The organism is Burkholderia territorii (assembly GCF_902833055.1).
GTDB classification, from domain to species: Bacteria; Pseudomonadota; Gammaproteobacteria; order Burkholderiales; family Burkholderiaceae; genus Burkholderia; species Burkholderia territorii.
The window spans coordinates 407,958-427,684 of sequence record NZ_CADFEJ010000002.1 but is presented as its reverse complement, the minus strand read 5'-3'; the positions used below and the strand labels follow the sequence as shown (position 1 = coordinate 427,684).

At 61.3% G+C, this 19,727-nt stretch carries 15 protein-coding genes and 4 pseudogenes; 12 read left to right on the top strand and 7 right to left on the bottom strand.

What is annotated here, in order from left to right:
• Positions 1-240: 240 nt before the first annotated feature.
• The gene (locus tag HW466_RS06490; RefSeq protein ID WP_151003822.1) at positions 241-978 is read left to right on the top strand and encodes an OmpW/AlkL family protein; all 738 of its coding nucleotides are present in this window, start codon (positions 241-243) and stop codon (positions 976-978) included.
• A gap of 119 nt (positions 979-1,097) precedes the next feature.
• The gene (locus HW466_RS06485; RefSeq protein ID WP_170296632.1) at positions 1,098-1,745 is read left to right on the top strand and encodes a TetR/AcrR family transcriptional regulator; all 648 of its coding nucleotides are present in this window, start codon (positions 1,098-1,100) and stop codon (positions 1,743-1,745) included.
• Positions 1,746-2,248: 503 nt separating this feature from the next.
• Here HW466_RS06485 and HW466_RS31825 read toward each other — a convergent pair.
• Both HW466_RS31825 and HW466_RS06475 read right to left on the bottom strand, forming a co-directional pair.
• Positions 2,249-2,422, bottom strand: a pseudogene (locus HW466_RS31825) (TetR/AcrR family transcriptional regulator); the annotation flags it as partial.
• Positions 2,423-2,739: 317 nt separating this feature from the next.
• Positions 2,740-3,375, bottom strand: coding sequence for a VOC family protein (locus HW466_RS06475; RefSeq protein ID WP_059945112.1), 636 nt, complete (start codon positions 3,373-3,375; stop codon positions 2,740-2,742).
• A 181-nt stretch (positions 3,376-3,556) separates the two neighbouring features.
• On the opposite strand from HW466_RS06475, the gene HW466_RS06470 reads away from it, so the two are divergent.
• Positions 3,557-4,258 (top strand): TetR/AcrR family transcriptional regulator, encoded by a 702-nt coding sequence (locus HW466_RS06470; RefSeq protein ID WP_151003825.1) that lies wholly within the window; start codon positions 3,557-3,559, stop codon positions 4,256-4,258.
• A 28-nt stretch (positions 4,259-4,286) separates the two neighbouring features.
• Here HW466_RS06470 and HW466_RS06465 read toward each other — a convergent pair whose 3' ends face one another.
• Positions 4,287-5,204: a LysR family transcriptional regulator gene (locus HW466_RS06465; RefSeq protein WP_059945110.1), complete on the bottom strand. Its 918-nt coding sequence runs from the start codon at positions 5,202-5,204 to the stop codon at positions 4,287-4,289.
• 115 nt (positions 5,205-5,319) lie between these two features.
• On the opposite strand from HW466_RS06465, the gene HW466_RS06460 reads away from it, so the two are divergent.
• From HW466_RS06460 to HW466_RS06425, 8 genes are all read left to right on the top strand, one after another.
• Positions 5,320-5,925 (top strand): FMN-dependent NADH-azoreductase, encoded by a 606-nt coding sequence (locus HW466_RS06460; RefSeq protein ID WP_151003827.1) that lies wholly within the window; start codon positions 5,320-5,322, stop codon positions 5,923-5,925.
• A 12-nt stretch (positions 5,926-5,937) separates the two neighbouring features.
• A complete protein-coding gene (locus HW466_RS06455) occupies positions 5,938-6,801 on the top strand; it encodes a DODA-type extradiol aromatic ring-opening family dioxygenase (protein WP_081062071.1) in 864 nt (287 codons plus the stop codon).
• 20 nt (positions 6,802-6,821) lie between these two features.
• Positions 6,822-7,256 (top strand): DoxX family protein, encoded by a 435-nt coding sequence (locus tag HW466_RS06450; protein WP_170296633.1) that lies wholly within the window; start codon positions 6,822-6,824, stop codon positions 7,254-7,256.
• Positions 7,257-7,292: 36 nt separating this feature from the next.
• On the top strand, positions 7,293-8,138 hold the full coding sequence (locus HW466_RS06445) for a pirin family protein (protein ID WP_081065611.1): 846 nt from the start codon (positions 7,293-7,295) through the stop codon (positions 8,136-8,138).
• Between the two features lie 79 nt (positions 8,139-8,217).
• Positions 8,218-8,526, top strand: a complete 309-nt coding sequence (locus HW466_RS06440; RefSeq protein WP_244138222.1) for a 4Fe-4S binding protein — start codon at positions 8,218-8,220, stop codon at positions 8,524-8,526.
• 4 nt (positions 8,527-8,530) lie between these two features.
• The gene (locus HW466_RS06435) at positions 8,531-9,427 is read left to right on the top strand and encodes a haloalkane dehalogenase (protein ID WP_151003831.1); all 897 of its coding nucleotides are present in this window, start codon (positions 8,531-8,533) and stop codon (positions 9,425-9,427) included.
• Between the two features lie 34 nt (positions 9,428-9,461).
• Positions 9,462-10,373, top strand: a complete 912-nt coding sequence (locus tag HW466_RS06430) for a VOC family protein (RefSeq protein ID WP_151003833.1) — start codon at positions 9,462-9,464, stop codon at positions 10,371-10,373.
• A gap of 1,612 nt (positions 10,374-11,985) precedes the next feature.
• Positions 11,986-12,540 (top strand): GNAT family N-acetyltransferase, encoded by a 555-nt coding sequence (locus HW466_RS06425; protein WP_151003843.1) that lies wholly within the window; start codon positions 11,986-11,988, stop codon positions 12,538-12,540.
• 794 nt (positions 12,541-13,334) lie between these two features.
• On the opposite strand, the gene HW466_RS06420 is transcribed toward HW466_RS06425, so the two are convergent.
• Both HW466_RS06420 and HW466_RS06415 read right to left on the bottom strand, forming a co-directional pair.
• Positions 13,335-13,727 (bottom strand): hypothetical protein, encoded by a 393-nt coding sequence (locus tag HW466_RS06420; RefSeq protein WP_151003835.1) that lies wholly within the window; start codon positions 13,725-13,727, stop codon positions 13,335-13,337.
• A 512-nt stretch (positions 13,728-14,239) separates the two neighbouring features.
• The gene (locus tag HW466_RS06415; RefSeq protein ID WP_151003839.1) at positions 14,240-14,641 is read right to left on the bottom strand and encodes a hypothetical protein; all 402 of its coding nucleotides are present in this window, start codon (positions 14,639-14,641) and stop codon (positions 14,240-14,242) included.
• 163 nt (positions 14,642-14,804) lie between these two features.
• On the opposite strand from HW466_RS06415, the pseudogene HW466_RS06410 reads away from it, so the two are divergent.
• A pseudogene (locus HW466_RS06410) lies at positions 14,805-15,450 on the top strand (alpha/beta fold hydrolase); the annotation flags it as partial.
• A 770-nt stretch (positions 15,451-16,220) separates the two neighbouring features.
• Here HW466_RS06410 and HW466_RS06405 read toward each other — a convergent pair.
• Positions 16,221-16,661: pseudogene (locus HW466_RS06405) on the bottom strand (amidohydrolase family protein); the annotation flags it as partial.
• 163 nt (positions 16,662-16,824) lie between these two features.
• A pseudogene (locus HW466_RS06400) lies at positions 16,825-19,670 on the bottom strand (ATP-binding protein).
• Between the last annotated feature and the right edge of the window lie 57 nt (positions 19,671-19,727).

The following is a 19,727-nucleotide window of genomic DNA, read 5'->3' as shown; positions in this document are numbered from 1 at the left end:
ATCGGATTTCACATGGAATCTGCGAAGTAGATAAATGAATTGACACGCGCGCCGCCGAGATCTCCGTTGATATCGGCGCGATGAGTGTGCACGCAGCACGAAGTCTCTGCGCCCGGCAACTTCGCATCGATCGCATAGTTCTACACTAAATAATCAGGTATCCAGAGTAAATATCGTCACGCAGTTATTAGCAACCGCATTCCAATAACAAAACCCTCCCATACAGACAGGATGAGACATATGACGTTCAGCAAAACAATCCGCTCGGTCGGCATGTTGGCTTGCATCTGCTCGGCATCGGCTATCGACAACGCAAGCGCCCAAACGGCGGGAAGCATGACGATGTCGGTCGGATGGCTTCATGTCGCACCTCAGGGCAATGCGACGCCGTTGACCGTGGAAAGCGTTGGTGGCGTCATGGTCAATCATCAACTGGCCGGCACCGGGGCACACGCGACCTCGACCGATACGATGGGCATTACCACGGAGTACTACATCACCGACAACATCGGTGTCGCGATGCTGTTTGGACTGCCACTCAAAGTCGACCTGGTGGGAGACGGGACGCTCCATAAATACGGCAACCTCGGTTCTACGAGGCCCATGCCGCCTGCCGTCGATCTTCGATATCACCTGTTTTCAGCGGAATCGAAATTCCGGCCGTTCATCGGACTAGGCGTGAACTACACATGGTTCACCCAGGTCCGGGCGACCAACAGCCAGTTCATTACCGACAGCTACGGCCCCGGCGGATCGGCGCACGCAACGCTTAGCGCATCGTGGAATCCGGTATTCGAAATCGGTGCGAATTACAAGGTCGCGAAGCATTGGGGTGTCGGTGTCGCTCTGAACTACATCCCGGTCAAGACAAACCTGACGGTATACGGGCAGACCGCAACCGGAACGCCGATCGTTTCGAAATCCACGCTCCGACTCAATCCACTTAGCGTCTTCTTGAACGTCGCCTATACGTTCTAGCAGACATGAAAAGGGCCTGACGCATCAAATCCGGCGATGCGCGCAGCAGCAGTACCTGCGCCATCGGCCGGCTCATTCACTGTATGTCGACGACCTGCCATTCCGACGGAAAATGCATCATGAAACACGGCCGCATCACACGCGAACAACGCAAATCCGACACACGTAGTCGCCTCATCGCGGCCAGCCGGACAGTATTCATCGAGAAAGGCATTGCCGCTGCGAGTCTCGACAATATCGCGCGGGCCGCTGGCTACACACGCGGCGCGTTCTACGCGAACTTCGTCAGCAAACGCGATCTGCTGATCGAATTGCTTCGCCAGGATCACGACCGAATGCTCGCCGGACTTGAAGCTGTCGTTGCCAATGGCGCGCCCGAGGAATCGGCATCGCGTGTGCTCGCGTATTGTGCGAACTTACTGAGCAGTCGCGATTGCTTTCCGATATGGGTGGAGGCGATGGTCCTGTCCATCCGCGACGACGAGATTCGCGCGGTCCTCGATGCGCTGTGGGTGGAACTACTCGACGCCTTCGGCCGTTGCATGCGCCACGCACGCGAGTGCGTTGGCACAACGTTGCCCGCGACAACGGATGCCACGTTGTTCGGCTTGCTGATCCTGTGTAGCGGCAGCCGGCTCGCGCATACGAATGATTACAAGTCGGTAGATGACGATATGACGGAAGTGCTGCTCAATACACTATCCACTCGCGTGTTTTCGTGCCGGGGAGGATGTGTCGATGTGGAAGCGCAGCGGACAAATTCGTAAAAGCGCGGGTCCGCGTTGACACGATTCGGTTGAGACACACCGCTGCGGATACCTCGCGGAAAGTGTCACGCACCTCTTGCATATCGCGAGGACATTCATCACCGATCGCGACATCCGCAGCCGCAGCCGCAATGCGCTGTGCAAACGCGAACACGTCGATGGTTTCGTCCATTCCGGTGTCACGGATCTCGACCGCAAGTTTCGCGAAGACGCTTGAACCGAGTCGGATATGCGTCGAACACCATCACGCACGGCGCAGCCTCCCAAAACGGGGCTCCGGGACGCCCCTTCGCTGAGCCGCCGGAATGCAATGCGCAACCACGGGCGCCAACCGTCGATAGTCGCGGGCGAAGAACGGAAAAATAACTCGGTTTTGCGAAGGCATACGAACCGCTGGCAATCTTCGATTACAAAACCGCTGAACAGCTTGTATCGGCGCAGCGTACGGACGATTTGCTCCGATACATAACGTCACTCGAGGGAAGCGCCGCCGGGTGCGGCACCAGCCGTTCGTCAACGATGGCGTCGTAGAGCTTTTCCCTGGTTTCGAACCAGTAATGCACCATTGCCGAAGTCACCTTGTCCGCTGCAGCAATCTGGGCGACTGTCGTGTTGGCGATGCCCCCCGTCGCAAACAGGTCGATCGCAGCGTCCAACAGGCGTTCGCGCCCGGACACGGAATCATCGTGGGCGTGTCGTCCTGCTGCAGGATGATGATTCGCCGTTGTCTGGTCTTTCACGCCTTAGCGTCATTAACCCGCCCGTTAGTCCTCGGAGCGGCACCAGGCGAGGCGTGTGCTGACGCACCACCCCGTAAGATGCAGGGAACCGAACTGATTGACTGGGAAACCTTGTTGCCCGAACGTTATGCGAACCGCCGACGCGTGAGTAGCCGATATTTCTAGATGAGTTCCATCTGAAAAACCGATGGTATCGCGTGCATGCCAAGTCAAGGTTCCTTGCGTTGCCTCAACAATAGCCATACTTCTGAAACTCACGCTCTACCCGTCCCGGTGTGACGGGGGCCGTGATGCTGTCGTGCCTGTGCGAACTCCCCGGCAAAGATCCGCTCGTGGATTTGCTCGGGCGTTACGCCCGCAAGGCGCGCGGCGACGAGTTTTTCTGGATCGATCAGGATCCGTTGAGCATGCCCCTTGGGTGGGTTGCGCATATGCTCGGTCGCTGTCCAGTCATTGCCGTAATTGTTGACATTGAGTTCGACCGCATTGCCGTCCGGGTCCGCATAGTTGAACACGGTCTGAAACCCCTCCTCGGCAGCGAATGACGGCAGAATCCCCAGACTTTTGAGGCGCACGTAAGTGCCAAGCAGATCGTCGAAGGTGCGATATTCGAAGGCAACATGCTGCATCCCGGCCCGTGGGCCGGCATCGGGAACGAATCCTGGTACTTCAAAGAACACGATGCGGTGATGCACCTCGTCGTTGCTGACAAACGCCGCCCGAAAAGGGGGGCCGCCCTGCGGGCCGCCCGGAGCATCCCCCTCGTTGCCAAAGCGATAATTGACCGTCATACCAAGCACCTGCTGGTACCACCCGGTCATCGCGTCGAGGTTGCCGGTGACAAGCCCGAAGTGCTGCAATTTCGGGCGAATGGTAATGTCGGTATTCATTCAGATTCTCCTTGACGATGTCACCACAAATGAAACGAAACCGTATCGTTCTATTAACGTAGCGGACGAACTGGAGGTCTGTCAACCCGATTTGGCACGAAACGGTTTCGTTTCTTTACACATCCGCTGACGCGTGGTAAATGATCGGGGTATCGACTCCGAGGTCACCCCTGCCAGGAAAATGCCGCCACTGAAAGACACGTCAGCAAAAAAGAAAAGCGCCAAGCCTCCTGCCGTACGGACGGGACGGCCGCCGAACGAGCTGGCCGGGGCAGTAGACGAACGCATCCTGGACGCCGCGTACCAGGTATTCATTGAGCGTGGTCTCAACGGTGCGAGCATCGACGAAATCGCCCGGCTCGCTCGCGCCGGCAAGCCCACCATCTATGCGCGATTTGCGACCAAGGAAGCGCTCTTCGCGGCAGTCGGCATGCGCAACGCCGCCCGGGTCACCGCGCACTTCGGCAACTACGCGACTACCGGCACTACCCTCGAGGCTCGGCTCGTCAGCATCGGGCGGGACATGCTCGGGCAACTGCTCGCGGACGAAGTGATCAACTTCATGCGGCTCTCTGCAGCAGAGGCACGACGCGTCCCGGAGCTTGCCCATTTCGGCCGCAATGCACGCGAGCGCGGTGCGTCGGCAGCGCTGGCCGCGCTGCGCGAAGCCGCCACCGCCGCCGATATCCGGCGCTTCCCTGCCTTCGGTCCCGAACGGATCGAAGTCACGGTGAAATTCTTTCTCGACCTGGTTGTCGGCCCCTTGCTGATGCGAGCGCTCGTTGGCGAGAACCTGAAGGTGCTTCGTGCGCAGATCGACACGCATGTCCAGAACAGCGTCGTTTTTTTCCTGGGAGGGTGCGCCGCAGCACCTGGACCTTGATATCGCCGTGTCCGCAGGCAATGACCGGTCAGGACGCCTGGACTCCGTTCGCGCGGCTCGCGACTGCCTTGAGTTGATCGAGAAGCCAGCGTCCTGCAGGGCCAGGGGGGGTATCGGTTCGATAGATCGCCGATAGAGAGATTGCGGCGTTAGCGCGCGTTTCTTCGAACTCCAGAGGGACCAGGCTGCCGTCGGCAATATCAGCTTCGACCGCGTGATAAGGCATGCCGCCCCACCCCAGGCCAGCCTTCAGGAAGGCGTGCTTGGCGCCAAGGTCAGACAGCCGCCAGGTTTCCGGAGACAGCACACCCAGGTCGGTTTTCCCCGTCAGGCGGGAGCGGTCGCTCAGCACAAGTTGCACATGCTGCGCAAGTTCGCGCGCGGGAATGGGTCGCCCGTAATGTGCCAGCGGATGCTGGGGCGCGGCCACCATTAGATAGGGCACCGTCATCAGGTGCTCGCTCGTCAGATCCGGATGATTGGTGAGCAGCGGAGCGCGAACGCCGAAGGAACTGAGCCCTTCCAGAACCGGCTCGATCACGGCGCCCATGCCTTCCACCGAGATCCGCAGCGGCGTGCGAGGGAACTGCTGATGAAAGGCGCTTACCGCCTGCGTCAACACGCCGGTGGGAAGAAAAACGTGCACTACCACACTGAGCTCAGGCTCCAGTCCGCCTGCCAAGCCCTTCGCACGTGCCTTGAGGCGATCCATGTCACCGGCCACGACACGCGCATCGACGAGCAGCTCGCGCCCAATCACGGTCAGCGTCGGGCTTCGGCTCGTCCGGTCGAAAAGCTGGACACCCAGCTGTCCCTCCAGATTCGCCAGCGTCTGGCTTACGACCGACTGCGCTCGTCCAAGCCTGCGGCCGGCTGCCGAAAAGCTGCCGGTCTCCGCCGCTGCAATGAACGTGCGTATTTGGTCCAAGGTGACCGCATCGAGCATGTATCCACCAAAACGATAGGTTCAATCGAAAAATATAGGCTAGGCAGATTCCAAGTCAATACCTATCGTGCGGGTTATCGGCAGACGCATCGTCAGCCATCCCGGAGAGACTCCCATGAAACTGCTACACGTTGATTCCAGCATCCTCGGTCGAGGCTCCGTGAGCCGCGATCTGTCGGCCGAAGCCGTCGCTGCCTTGCGGGCACGCCACCCCGACCTCGAACTCACCCACATTGACCTCGCCACCACGCCCATCGGGCATTTGACGGCTGCCCACCTTGCAGCGGCACAAGGCGCGCCGGTCGACGAGGCCCTGACGGCCGACGTCGTCGCAGGCCAGACCGCGCTTGAAGAATTCCTTGCTGCCGACATCATCGTCATCGGCGCGCCCATGTACAACTTCGGTATCCCCTCGCAACTGAAGGCCTGGATCGACCGACTGGCTGTTGCCGGCAAGACCTTCCGCTACGGGGAACAGGGGCCGGTCGGGCTGTGCGGGGGCAAGAAGCTGATCATCGCTTCGTCACGTGGTGGCGTCTTCAGCGAAGGCACGCCCGCCGCATTCCTCGATCATCAGGAAACCTATCTCAAGGCGCTCTTCGGGTTCCTGGGCATCACCGACATCACCTTCATTCGCGCTGAAGGCGTCGCCATGGGGCCGGAGGCTCGCACCGAGGCAATCGCCGCAGCAAAGAAGGAAACCGCGGCGCTCGCGGCCTGAGGGAGCACCACCATGTCTGCCTCACGTCTGCCTACCTGGTTCCTGAGTCATGGCGCCGGCCCGTGGCCGTTCATGGCGGGCGCTTTCCGCGACCAGTTCGCGACACTGGAGCAAGCCCTGATCGCAACCGGCGGGGAATTGGCCCATGCCCGTGCGATCCTGATGGTCTCGGCACACTGGGAGACTGGCGGCTTCGCTGTTTCGTCCGGTGCCCAACCGGCGATGATTTACGACTACGCCGGTTTCCCGGCAGAGACGTACCGCGTCCGCTACAAGGCGCCGGGTTCACCTTTGCTCGCCGAACGCGTGCATCGTCTGCTCCAGGCCGGTGGCATCACGAACTGCCGGCTCGACCCCGACCGCGGTTACGACCATGGCACCTTCTCCATCATGAAGGTGATGCGGCCGCTTGCGGACAAACCGATTGTCCAGCTGTCGCTCGATCGCGGTTTTGACCCGCAGCTGCATTTCGACGTTGGCGTACTGCTCGCACCGTTGCGTGACGAAGGGGTGGCGATCATTGGAAGCGGACAGAGCTTCCAGAATCTGTCGCTACGTGACGTACGCGCCATCAAGCCGTCCGGGGACTTCGACGCGTGGCTGCAGGACACCCTTGTGCACGCGCCACCCGCCGATCGACGCGACCGCCTGCTGCACTGGAAAGACGCGCCGTATGCACGGCTCGCCCACCCGCGCGAGGAGCACCTCCTGCCTCTCATGGTGGCGGCCGGCGCAGCGGGCGATGACATTGGCGAATGCATCTACCGCGAACAGCTTGGCGGTGTCATGACAGCAGCCAGTTTCCGTTTCGGAGCCCCGCCGTTGGCCATTTCAGATAGCCCCGGTAGCGCGATCAATCCGAACTTTGTTCTTTAACTTTCCGCAAAAGCAATGCTATGTCGAACACTCAAGGCCCTTCATTTTCCGCAACTCAAGCTGGCCGCGGCTGGCACATGACGCTCTGGGCGATCCAGATCCTCTTGGCGGCGCTTTATGCCATGTCGGGCGTCATGAACACTTTTATGGCGCCCGCACAGCTGGTCAGTATGGGCATGAGCCATGCCGCAGTACTGCCGTACGCACTGCTGCGTTTCCTCGGTATCGCTGAACTGGCAGGCGTAATTGGGCTGATTTTGCCGGCCCTGTCCCGCATCAAGCCCGGACTCACTCCGCTGGCCGCGATCGGTTTCGTCGTCCTTCAGGTCCTGGCGATGGGCTACCACATCACTCACGGCGAGTTTTTCATGCTGCCCGTGAACCTGGTGCTGCTGGCTCTCGCAGCCCTGGTCTGGTGGGGGCGAACAAAAAAATCCCCCATTGCTTCCCGCTAATCCCCGTGGCGACAACGTCCCTCGAGAGAACGAAACATGGCAATTCAACTATCCCCCCCGATCAAGATCAAACCGCGTGGAGGGCCAAGCTTTTCCGTGAAGAGCATCGACCTGCACGAGCTGGGCGAAATCGTTTCCCCTATCGCGGTACTTGACGACTTTCGCGTGAGCGGCCGTCCGTTCCCGCCGCACCCGCATGCCGGTTTCTCAGCGGTAACGTACGTTTTCGAAGACTCCCTCGGCGATCTGCGCAGTGGCGATTCGCTTGGCAATGACATCCGCGTCGGACCCGGCGGAATCGTGTGGACCCAGGCAGGTCGCGGCGTCATGCACCACGAAGTACCGGCGCAGCCCGACCGGGAACTGCACGGCGCCCAGTTCTTCGTCAACCTGAGCGCCCGGAACAAACTGATTCCGCCTCAGGTGCTATCGCTTGATGGCATGGACGTGCCCGAATGGCACAGCGAAGAGGGAGATCGCGTGCGCGTGGTCGTAGGAAACTACCGCAACATCGCCTCACCGCTTACGCCCGCTGAGCCATTCACGCTGCTGGATGCCGAAGTGCGCCACGAGCTTACGCTTGACCTCCAGCCAGAACAGTATGGCCTGCTCTACGTGCAGTCGGGCACCGCGCGCATCGCGGGCGACACAAAGACACTCAGTCTGGCGCCGGGGCAGGCCGTTACGGTGCGCGGCTCCGGTTCAATCCGGGTGACAGCCGAGCAAACAGCACGCATGCTCTTTCTCGTCGGCACCGAGATCCACGACCCAGTGCTGGCGAGCGGGCCGTTCATCATGAACGATCCCGAGCAGATCTCCGACGCGATGAAACGCTACCAGACGGGCGGCATGGGGCACATGGATCCGCTGTCCCGGAATTGATTCCATGACTTCCTCCGAATCCCCACTCCCGACACGCCCACGCGGGGGACGTCGCCGTCCTTCGCAAGGTACCGAAAAAGTGGCAATCCCGCCGTGCGGCAAGGCCGCCCCCGGTGTATTCAAGCCTGTCGTCGATGCCCGGCGCTGTGAGGGAAAAGGCGATTGCGTCGCCGTATGTCCGTATGACGTGTTCGAAGTCGGCCGTCTGCCTGACGTGGAGTTCGCAAGCATGCCCCTTCTGGTGAGACTCAAGCTCTGGGCACATGGCCGTAAGACCGCCTTCACCCCGAACGCGGATGCATGCCGCGCTTGCGGTGCCTGCGTGACAGCCTGTCCGGAGCGCGCCATCACGCTGGCCCGGTCCGATGACCGCTCAATTGTGGAGTAACTCAATGTCTAACACTGAAAGGTATGGCGATCTGAAGTATCGCGAAATCCATGGCCTCCGCATGGCGTACGTCGACGAGGGCCAAGGCGACACCATCGTCTTCCAGCATGGTCAGCCGACCTCTTCCTACGTGTGGCGCAACGTCATGCCGCACCTCCAGGACATGGGACGACTCGTGGCCTGCGACCTTATCGGCATGGGCGCATCGGACAAGCTTGTGGACTCCGGCCCTGGCAGCTATAGCTACGCGCAACATCGCGATTATCTCTTTGCACTGTGGGATGCGCTCGATCTCGGAAACAACCTGATTCTGGTACTCGACGACTGGGGCGCCACGCTCGGCTTCGACTGGGCCAATCGTCATCGCGACCGCGTGAAAGGCATCGTCCACATGGAAGCGGTTGCCCTGCCAATGAACTGGTCCGACATCCCCGAGCCCGCACATCCGTTCTTCCAGGCATTACGTTCGCCCGCCGGCGAAGACCTGGTTTTGCAGCAGAACATCTTCATCGAACAGCGCCTGCAGCCCGCCATCCTGCGTCAGTTGGATCCTCGCGAGATGGCAGAGTACCGCAAGCCCTATCGAGAACCCGGAGAAGGGCGGCGCCCGACCTTGTCCTGGCCAAGAAGCCTGCCGCTTGACGGCGACGTCACCGACGTTCGCCACGCAATGGAGTCCTACATTCCATGGGTGGCCAGCAGTGCCGTTCCCAAGCTTCTGATCAGCGGCGACCCGGGCGCAATCATGACCGGTCGCATCCGGGATGAAGTCCGGAATTGGCAGAACCAGCAGGAAGTCACCGTCAGAGGGCGCAAGATCCTGCAGGAAGACAGTCCCGGCGAAATCGGTGCGGCCATCGCCGGTTTCGTCCGGCGCGTGCGTACTGGCACAGCCGGCTGAACCCGGACACATTTTTCATTCGGGAGTATACGAAATGAAGGTCACCAAACTCGCCTACGTCGGCACGCATGCGTCCGACCTCGATGCGTGGAAAGACTACGCGCCCCAGGTTCTCGGCCTCGAAGTCAGCCGAGACAGTTCCGACAAGCTGCTGTATCTGCGTGCCGACGAACGGCATCACCGTCTGAGCATCCATCCGGGTGAATCCAATGACATCGCCTACATTGGCTGGGAAGTGGCCAACCACGAAGCGCTCGACGCCATGGCCTCCCGTCTCGACCGATCGGGCATCGAGGTGCAGCGAGGTACCGCATCCGATCTGGTCGAACGTCGAGTGCTGGATCTGGTTTATTTCACCTGCCCGCATACGGGCGTGCGTATGGAACTGACCGTCGGCAACGAAGTGGTGTTCAATCCACGCTTCGTACCGACGCGGCCGCTCACCGGCTTCAAGACGGGCGAACTGGGATTGGGGCACGTCGTCCTGTATGTCACTGCGGATCTCAGGAAGGTCGTCGATTTCTACGTCAAGACGCTAGGCTTCGGCATTTCGGACTGGGTAGTCAACCCGGAAGGGACGCCATTAGCCGCGTTCCTCCACTGCAATGCGCGGCACCATTCACTGGCGCTGATCTTCTATCCGCCGGCGCCCCGCAAAATCCAGCACGTCTTTTTCGAGACCAATTCTCTGGATGACGTCGGAACAACCTACGATCTGTGCCGCGCGCAGGAAATCGCCGCCACCGGCATTGGCCGCCATCCCAACGATCGCTCCGTCTCTTTCTATTTCCGCAATCCGTCACGCTGGTTCATCGAATACGGCTGGGATTTGCGCACGGTAGACCCGCAGAATGTCACCGAAGAAAGTTATGTCCTGCGACCCGGTATTGGTTGGGGACACGAGGGATTGCGCAACCTCGAAGACGGGTCAAATCCCCTGAGGTAACAGCGTTTTCGTCAGATTGCATACGGGCAGTTCGTCACAGGGGAATGCCGCGAAGACGGTCTCTCGCGTCGCATGAAGCGACGACGGCCAAAAGTGACTTTGTCGATGATGTTCCGAAAAGCTAAAGGGAAGGCTAGAGACGACAGGCCACGTGCTCAACTCGATGTAAGGGTCCGCGCACGACTTCGGAGAAAAGGCTAAACGCGGGGGACCATTTGACCAGCGGCACATCCACGCCACCAATACAGGTACTCTCATATCAGTACTTGGTTCTGCCTGGTTCGTCGGCACGCGCCCAGAGCCGCGCGACATCGGTGCCAGCCCTGAAGCGTATGGAGCCAAACGCATACCCGACTCGCTGCCGATGCGTGTCACAAGCGCACGTCGGTCGGCATCGAGATCTCCGTCGAGCCATCGCCACTGCTTCTCGACGAAGCCGACCTATACGATTAAGGACCGGATACGGTCAGCGATATGCACCGGAATAAACGTTCCATGCCAAGCATTTAGGTTTTCTGGTCGGGCACTGAGTATCGCGAGTATCTCGCCAGCACAGACCTCTGTTCGGTAGTTGGCCTCAGATGCTCCGCGCCTAACGCTTACCCTAATCGCATCGGACGTCGTACTTGGCCACCCATGCGGTGTCTGAGCGACGACAGAAAAGTCTCGGCTGCATTAACGACATTTGAGGGGCCTTGTGCTCGAACGATTGAAGATGGCTGGATAGAAAAAGCTACCGATTCCAGTAATCAATATGAAGCTCACATTCATTGAGACCCTACAATCGCCGTCGTTCACCCACTGTAGGTTCCCAGAAAAGGTGGCCTCTGCGGTCCTTATGAATCAATAGCTTGAGCACCTTTTTCTGAGAATTTCGCTCGGAAAAAGTGGCAGAAAAGGCGGCCTTTTCCTACAAAATTCGCAGAAAAGTTGGCCTTCGACCAAAGAAAACTTTATAAAACCATAAAAATCAAATATTTACATGCAAATCGGGACCCGTGGCGCTCGTGGATCGAGACTGTCGAGATTCAGCCAACTTGGAACTTCATCCACTTAAGTTTGAATTCGGCCACGCGCAAGCACCCCAGCGAGCAGAATTTTTCATGATAAAACAATGAGTTCCGACGATGCCTCGACTTCAGCCCGATCCTCCGTCGACGGCGATCGCGCGGCGCACTAGCGCCAGTCCAGCCTTGCGGCGTGCTTCCACGTCCCATCTGGGGAATTCCCTTATGTCTCAAGCTCGTTTTTCTGAAGGGGTCAAATCGCCTCGAGTCTTCCGCCTCGCCAACGAGGCAATTGAAAGCCCCGATTGAAGGTGGAGGCGCGTGACTGTAGCAACGGGCTCCTTGAAGCCGTTACCACCGAACCAACCGCCGCTCTGCACATCCACTCTCCCCGTTTGGAGGCAGTCCTCAACCATCGGAGTTGTACCGGCTGCTTGTGGCCGACCGCTACCTGACGCGGCGTCTCTCTTCGACCCAGAAGAGACAGATTCAAATCCCCAAAGCGGGCACGCCCGCTGCACCGCCATGCGGTTCGATGCATGTAGTTGTTGGTACGAGGCTCAGATGTTTTAATGGCCCACTATATTCTGCGCCTGCTTGCCGTCATGCCTTTGTTTGAACCCGTCACCCTGACTACCCCTCGGCTCATTCTGCGACCGCTTCGTATTGAAGACGCGCAAGCGCTGTTCGCAATCTGGTCAGACGCGGACGCGACGCGCTATTTGCCGTTTCCGCCGATGACTTCCTTGGATCAGGCTAGGGATCGCGTCACGCGTAAACTGAGGACATCCGCTAACGGGGAGCATCTCATCTGCGCGCTCGAATTGCGGACCACAGGCGCAGTCCTCGGGGACTGCGCTCTGTTTCATGCGGACGAGCGATGCCGACGTGCGGAAATAGGCTTCAGTCTGCAACGTGATCATTGGGGAGGTGGCTTTATGAGCGAGGCCGCCTTCGCGCTGATCGAGCACGCGTTTGGCACGCTAAACTTGCGCCGAATTGAGGCCGATATCGACCCGCGCAATGTAGCCTCGGCGCGTCTTCTCGAACGGCTCGGATTCGTCCGGGAAGGGTTGTTGCGTGACCGCTGGATTGTTGGCGATCAGGTGTCGGATAGCGCACTGTACGGGCTGCTCAAAAGCGATCTCCGGGCTAGATGACCGCGGGCTGCCTCACAAAGCTACGCTGAAACCCGAGCCCGCACTTTTGTGGACGGGCCGTTAGCGACCTAGAACGGGAGCTCGACTATCCTTCACCAATGATCGCTCTGCATTGGATTGCGGACCGCAGGCAGAGCTGCAGTGAACGGTATGCGTTCAACACTCGGCCAGTCACGACACAATGGAGACGGAGATGGTGTTTTTTGCATGCTCGAAGATCGGGGTTGCCGCATTCGAAATGCCTATGGCGCGATAACAACGACCATCAACGGTGGGTGGCCGCGGGCGTGCTAACTGAGGAAGAAATTGCGGCGCTTCGCTCTACGGGAGCACTCGTCACGAATTTTGCGGGCCATGCTCGCGCGGGAGACTCCCAGGAAATGGCGCGCGCAGTTTCCGTAATTCAAGAGCACCATCCCGCCGAGCCGATTTGGATCGAGGCTGCATGAACCGAAGGGGTAGTTTTCTCGTTCACGGCGTTCTGCGTGCGTTTTACACAGCCTCGGCCGGTAGCGGTCTCTCGCCATCGCCGGCGACAACCAGCCGGATGGTGAACTTCGAGCGGTCCCGTCCGACCCACTGGTAAACTCGGGCGGCCAAAGCAACTTTTCTCGGTCACATGAGCACGCATCCCACCGCAGCACCTGCCGCCGTCACTCCAATGATGCAGCAGTACCTGCGGCTTATCTGACAAGGCCCGGCACACAAAGCTACGCAGGAACCTACTCAGGCACTTTTCTGGACGGGCCGTTACCGACCCGGAACGGTCCTTCAATCTCTTCGATACCGGACGTTCAGCGCTTGATAAAAGGAAGTGGCCAGTGGCTCAGTCCTTCTTCACCGCACTTGCGCAGGTAAATATCTTCGTGACGGGCCAAGTACTCAAGGACTGCGCGGGATTCGGGCGTTCCAATTCGAGCGAGCGCATACGCGCACTTGCGCTGGAACTCGTGGCGATTTCCCCATCTATCCATGTACGGAAAGCAAGCCGTAACAGCTCTGGCGATTGCTGGGATAGCAGCAGGATTTCCGAGAAGCCCGAGATCAAACACGATGTCTTCATGACGCTCGTGTCCGTCCAAATTGAGCAGTTCAATCAAAAGTGGTAGCCGAGTTTCGTCAGTCGGGGAGTCATCCAGTTCGGCGCACAGCTCTGCAACGTCTTTTGGTTCATCCATACGGGTCATTCCGCTTTCCGAGAAGTGCCCATCCAAACCGTAGCAAATGAACGGCTGATCTACATTTCGGCGTCGTGCACCTCGCGACCGAGGGCAAGACTTAACCTGGCGCACAAAACGGTGAGCCACCCAATCCATACTGACGTTTCGAGTTCGCCGCAGAACTGGATACCACTGGGCTCGACTGAGGCCCATATGAATCTAGCGTCGCCCTCCCGCCCGTACCAAGCCGGCCCATCCTTATCCTCTATCCAACCGTCCATCGACCTGTATACGGCACCAACCTTCTCCCATTCTTGTTCCGGAATATCGTACCGAACATTGAGGGTGATTTCTTGTCGCATGAGCCTTCCCCATTCTGTTAACGAAAACGTGGAATCGTCGACAATCTACCCCGCCGCGTTGAATGTCTCAAACTGGCCGGCCACTGCCAGACGAGGTGGAACGGCGACGGTGGAGACCCATACGGCCCACTCATGCTTCGCCAGAGCGGCCGCTTCCTCGGTGGCCAAAACCAAACATCATGATCCAGTTCGGCGCAACTTTCTACCTGGAATCCCAACGTACTGATCAGTTGCCTTTCGACCCGCTGTGGTTTCGACGGTGACGGCAAAGTGTCGACCGTATACCTGATCCGTTCCATATCGAGCGTTCAACATTTTGATGTCAGAGAATGCAACGCGGTGTTTGTCACAAAGTGCCGGAAGCGCGTCACGGTAAAGATAGATTGCGTGTTGTAGCTTCGCCGAGACTCGACTGCCAAACGCCGTTCCATCAAGGAAGTTCACAACAATAAAACCTTCGGGACCCGCTGCTGCCTCTGAAAATACATCGACGTCGTAGATACCGATCATCAAGCCGATGCCGCTGGCCAGTGAATCGGCGATATTGTGGCCAAGCGACCTCAGCTCACCGATTTTCATATTGACGACTGCTCCTTGATTCTAAGAAATCGCTCACGGCCGAAGCATTGTCGCCGATCTCCGACGTGCAGGCGAATGGCCGGTATTGGCCGATAGCCGCCCCCGGAAACTCAATATCGATGCCTACATCGAAATACTTTGGACGAACACTTTGGTTATAGACAACGACATGGACACGTATGCGGACGATCTCGCGGCGCTGATGAATGCACTGGACCTGCATGAAGCCATGCTCGTCGGCCATTCCACCGGCGGCGGCGAAGTCGCGCACTACATCGGCCGCCACGGCACGAAGCGCGTGGCGAAAGCCGTGCTGATCGGCGCCGTGCCGCCGCAGATGGTGAAGTCGGCGTCCAATCCGGGCGGCCTGCCGATGGAGGTATTCGACGGCATCCGCAAGAATGTCGCCGAGAACCGTTCGCAGTTCTACAAGGATCTCGCCGTGCCGTTCTTCGGCTTCAACCGCCCGAACGCGAAGACGTCGCAAGGCACGATCGACGCGTTCTGGGCGCAGGGCATGATGGGCGGCGTGTACGGCCAGTATCTGTGCGTCAAGGAATTCTCCGAGGTCGACTACACCGAGGACCTGAAGAAGATCGACGTCCCGACGCTGATCCTGCACGGCGACGACGACCAGATCGTGCCGATCGACGATTCCGCGCGCTTGTCCGCGAAGATCGTGAAGCACGCGCAGCTGAAGGTGATTCCGGGCGGCTCAGCTGAAGGTAATTCCGGGCGGCTCGCATGGGATGTGCGTCGTCAACGCCGACCAGATCAATGCCGAACTGCTCGCGTTCCTGAAAGCGTAAGCGCCGCGGCGCGCCGGGCCGTTGCGCCGGCGCGCCCTTCAACATTTTTCAGGAATTTTGAGCTCGCCGCGATGCTGCTGCCGTATGCGCCGCCAGGTTCGACGCTGCGGCGACGGGTACTCACGGCATACGCGCCGGCCTGCGCAGCAAGCGATGAACGCACCCGCTATCACCAGGGGCACCGCCACCTGGAAGTTGCCGGCCAGCGCAAGCTGGGTCGCCTGATCGCCGGCCGGGGACCGTACCTTCCCCGGAGTCACCCAGATGAAGATAACCATTGCAGACGGATCAATCACCGGTCTCGCGGCCGCGCTGACCGTCGACGGCGTCGGACACGACGTGACGGGTTTGCGAACGCTCGCCGTCGCCGCTGCGCGGCCAGGGTGGCGGCGTGGCGGAGTTGCGCCGGATGGCGTTGCGCAAACAGCACGGCCGTCATTGCCGCCACGCGGTCAGCGTGCCGACGCACCGTCGACGCTGAATCGTCGCGCCGTCCGTAAAGGCGACTCGGTCGCGAACTGCGCGCGCTTCCCCGACTATATCCTCGGCGCGGTCGGCGCCGTGATGCGGTTGAGCCGCGTAGGCGTGCGCGTCCCACCGGACGCGAAGTACAACACCGTGCACGATGTGGATCCGGACGCGACGTACCGATACGTCGATCGAATGCCCGACGAAGCCGGCGTCGCGTACGAGCACCCGGCGGACACCAACGGCTGGAGCCGCGACCCCGACCTCCCGCGAATCGTCACGAACACGCGCAAGCATTTCGGCGGCGCACCGATCGCGAACACGTTGAGATAGGCGACGGTGGACCCGCGCTTTTCGGCGAACTGGGATTCGGTCCAGCCACGGGCCACGCGCACCCAGTGCGGCGCCGGCGTGCGCAGCACTTGGCGACGCAGCATGCCGAGCGCGTCGGCCAGCGTCGACACGCCGTGCCAGCGCAGTTCCAGATTGAAGCTCAGGCCGCCGCGGATCATGTGCAGGTGCGAGTCGTTCAGCCGGGGAATCACGGTGCGGCCGTTCAGGTCGATGCCCTGCGTGCCGGCATACGCATGCCGCATCACGTCGTGCCCGCTGCCGACCGCGAGGATCCGGCCGTCCTTCACGGCGAGCGCGGTCACGAACGACTGCCGGTCGTCCTGCGTCGCGATCTTGCCGTTGCATATGATCAGGTCCGTCGCTGGGGCGGAGGCCGTCGCCTTAAGCACCGTCAGGCCCTCCGCTTGCCCTGCGAAACGGCACGCGGCCTCACGCGGCTTACCTCCGGTTCGACGATACACGGACCATCCACTCCCCTTGAACATTGAACGATTGGACCGACGGGCCGAGGAGCGATGGCGCGGTGTCGTCCTGCGCGAACCGGGCATGCCGTTATGCCGCCTGCTGCATCGCATCCGCCGCCTCGTCCCGCATGCGCGTACGGGCCGTCGACGGCGTCGTCTCCGGGCGAATGAAGTTCTGCACGCGCGCCAATCGGCGGACATCACACGCGCGCGATTGCGGATCGAAATGCCCTGGCAGATTGGCCACCAGCGCCGAAGCCTGCGCGGTACGCCCACGCTCGATCAGGTGATCGGCGAGATCGAGCATGCCGCGCAGCGCCCACATGGCTGCCCCTTGCGCGTTGGCGGTATGGATTCCCATCAGCAGATGACGGTGCCCGTCGGCTTCGCAGGCGATCGCGAGGTTCGCATCGGCGGTGCGGCCCTGTTCGAGCATCGCGAGCCCCCGGACGCGCAGCAGCTCCGGCACGAATAGATGCTCGCCGTGCGCGCGGCAGCGCGCGAGCGTCGCGTCGAGTTTCGCGCATGCCTCGGCCGCGCGGCCGGTCCGCGTCAGCCCTTCCGCGTACGCAACGACCAGCGGCGCGAGCAGGCGCCGGAATCCGCTCGTTTCGATGCGCTGCAGTGCGGGCGCGAGCCGCGCGAGACCGGCACCGGGGTGCCCGGTCTGCATGTCGAACTGTCCGGCCAGACATTCCGCATGATTGAGCCAGATGTTGAACCCGTGCGCCTCCGCGGTCGATCGCAGCGTGCCGAGATAGTCGGAAATCACGTCGTGATCGCCATAGCGCAATGCAATCGGCACGGCCGCGGCACCGAGCACGACGCACAATGCCAGGCCCGCCCCGGCGCGCCGCGCGCATTCAACCGCCTGCGCCGCCAGCCGCATCGCATGTTCCGGATCGCCCTGCATCCACACGAGCCGTGTCAGCATCGTCCGGCCGAGCGTCGCGACGTCGATCCCCAGCGCCGCCTCCGCGCACGACGGTTCGCCGGCCTCGGCCAGCTCGTCCGTCGCAGCCATCAGCCGCTCGCGCGCCTGCGCATGCTCACCGAAGTAATGCAGCGAGGTCGCGACCATCGCGGTCCCCAGGAGCCGCTGCGACCGGTCGCCACGCCGCTCGGCCGCGCGTTCGAAGCGCGTCGCGTAACGCAGCGATTCGTGGATGTCGGAGCGTGTCAGCATCGTGTTCCACAGCCCGACCAGCGCACACGCGTCGAACGCCTCGTCGCCGATCCGGCCCGCGAGCGCGAGCGTCCGGTCCCACATCGCGGCGGCCGTATGCGTGTCGCCGTCGGTATGCAGCACCGCCCCCGCATAGGCCGCGCGCAAGCGCATCTCGCGCGCCGCGTCGACGGATGCGGCCCCCCGGCCTCGATCGCGTCGAGCGCCCGCCGCGCCGGTTGCGCGGACTCGCGCATCAGCGCCGGTTCCAGCAACGCGTCCGCTTCCAGCCCCCCCGGCCAGGCCGCGACGGGTTCGCGCGGCGCAGGCGCCGGCGCGCTCGCGAGATCCGCGGCCTGAGCCTGCATGCGCGCCTCCCCCTGCTCGCGCTCGTAGCACGCATGACGCTCTGCGATGGCGTCGAATTCGCCCTCGTTGTGCAGCTTTTCGAGCGCATACGCACGCGTCGATTCCGTCAACCGGTAGCGTGCCTGCGTGCCGTCGAACTCGACAGTCACCAGCGACTTCGCGACCAGTTCGCCGAGCACCGCCATCATCTCGGCGGCCGACATCCCGGGCTCCATCGCAACCTCGCGGGCGGCATCGAACGTAAACGTGCCGATGAAGCACGCCATCCGACGAAACAGCGACCGCGCGGCCCCATCCAGCAGCACATAGCTCCAGTCGAACGTCGCCCGCAACGTCTGGTGGCGCGGCAGCGCCGAGCGCAGACCGCCCGTCAGCAGGTTCAGCCTGTCGTCGAGACGCGACGCGACGATCTCGAGCCCGAGCGTCGCGACGCGCACGGCAGCCAGCTCGATGGCAAGCGGCAACCCGTCGAGACGCCTGCAGATGTCGCCGATCAGCCGCATGCCGGCCGGATCGACCGCGCAGTCGGGCGTGGCGGCACGGATCCGCGCCAGGAACAGCTCGACGGCCGAATAGCGTTCGATCTCGTCGACCGACGCACCGCTGTCCGGCACCGCTAGTGAACTCACGCGAAACACGGCTTCGACCGAGATATGAAGCGGTTCGCGACTCGTCACGAGCACACGCAACGATGCGGCGCGCGACGTCAGCGTATCGACGAAGTCGGCAACCAGATCGACGACGTGTTCCGCGTTGTCGAGCACGAGCAAGCTTGGCGACGCGGCGAGCACATCGCCGATCCGGTCGATGCCCGGCAAGTCGTCCGTCTCGAGTCCCAGTTCCGCCGCAATCGCGAGCAACACGTCGTCGCGCGTCGCGGCACTCGCCAGCGCCACGAACAGGACGCGATCGCCGGACTGGCTGCGAAATTCGTGCGCGACGCGGCCGGCCAGGCTGGTCTTGCCGATGCCGCCCGCCCCGACGAGCGTGACGACCGCCCCGCGTTCGATCATGTCTACGATCTGAACGATATCCGCCTGACGTCCAATGAGCGGAACCGCGCGGCCCACCGCGATGGGCTCGGCCGGCAACGCCGCCCCGTGCGCCACGGCCAGATTCGCGATCAGCAGGTAACCGCGGCCCGGCACCGTCTTGATCAGGTCGCGGTCCGCGCCCAGCGCCTTGCGCAGCGTCGCGACATGAACCTGCAGGCGGTTTTCCTCGACGATCAGGCCCGGCCACACGGCCTCCATAATGTCGTCCTTCGACACTACGGAGCCGTTGGCGCGATACAGTACTTCCAGTACATCAAGCGCGCGTGCGCCGATACGCAGCGACTCGCCTTGGTGGCGAATGTCCCGCTGCTCGAAATCCACTGACAACGTCCCCATCTGGATCATGGCCGCCTCCAGGTTCCCTACGATGACCGCCATGTGAACATGGCCGTTCACCGGGGC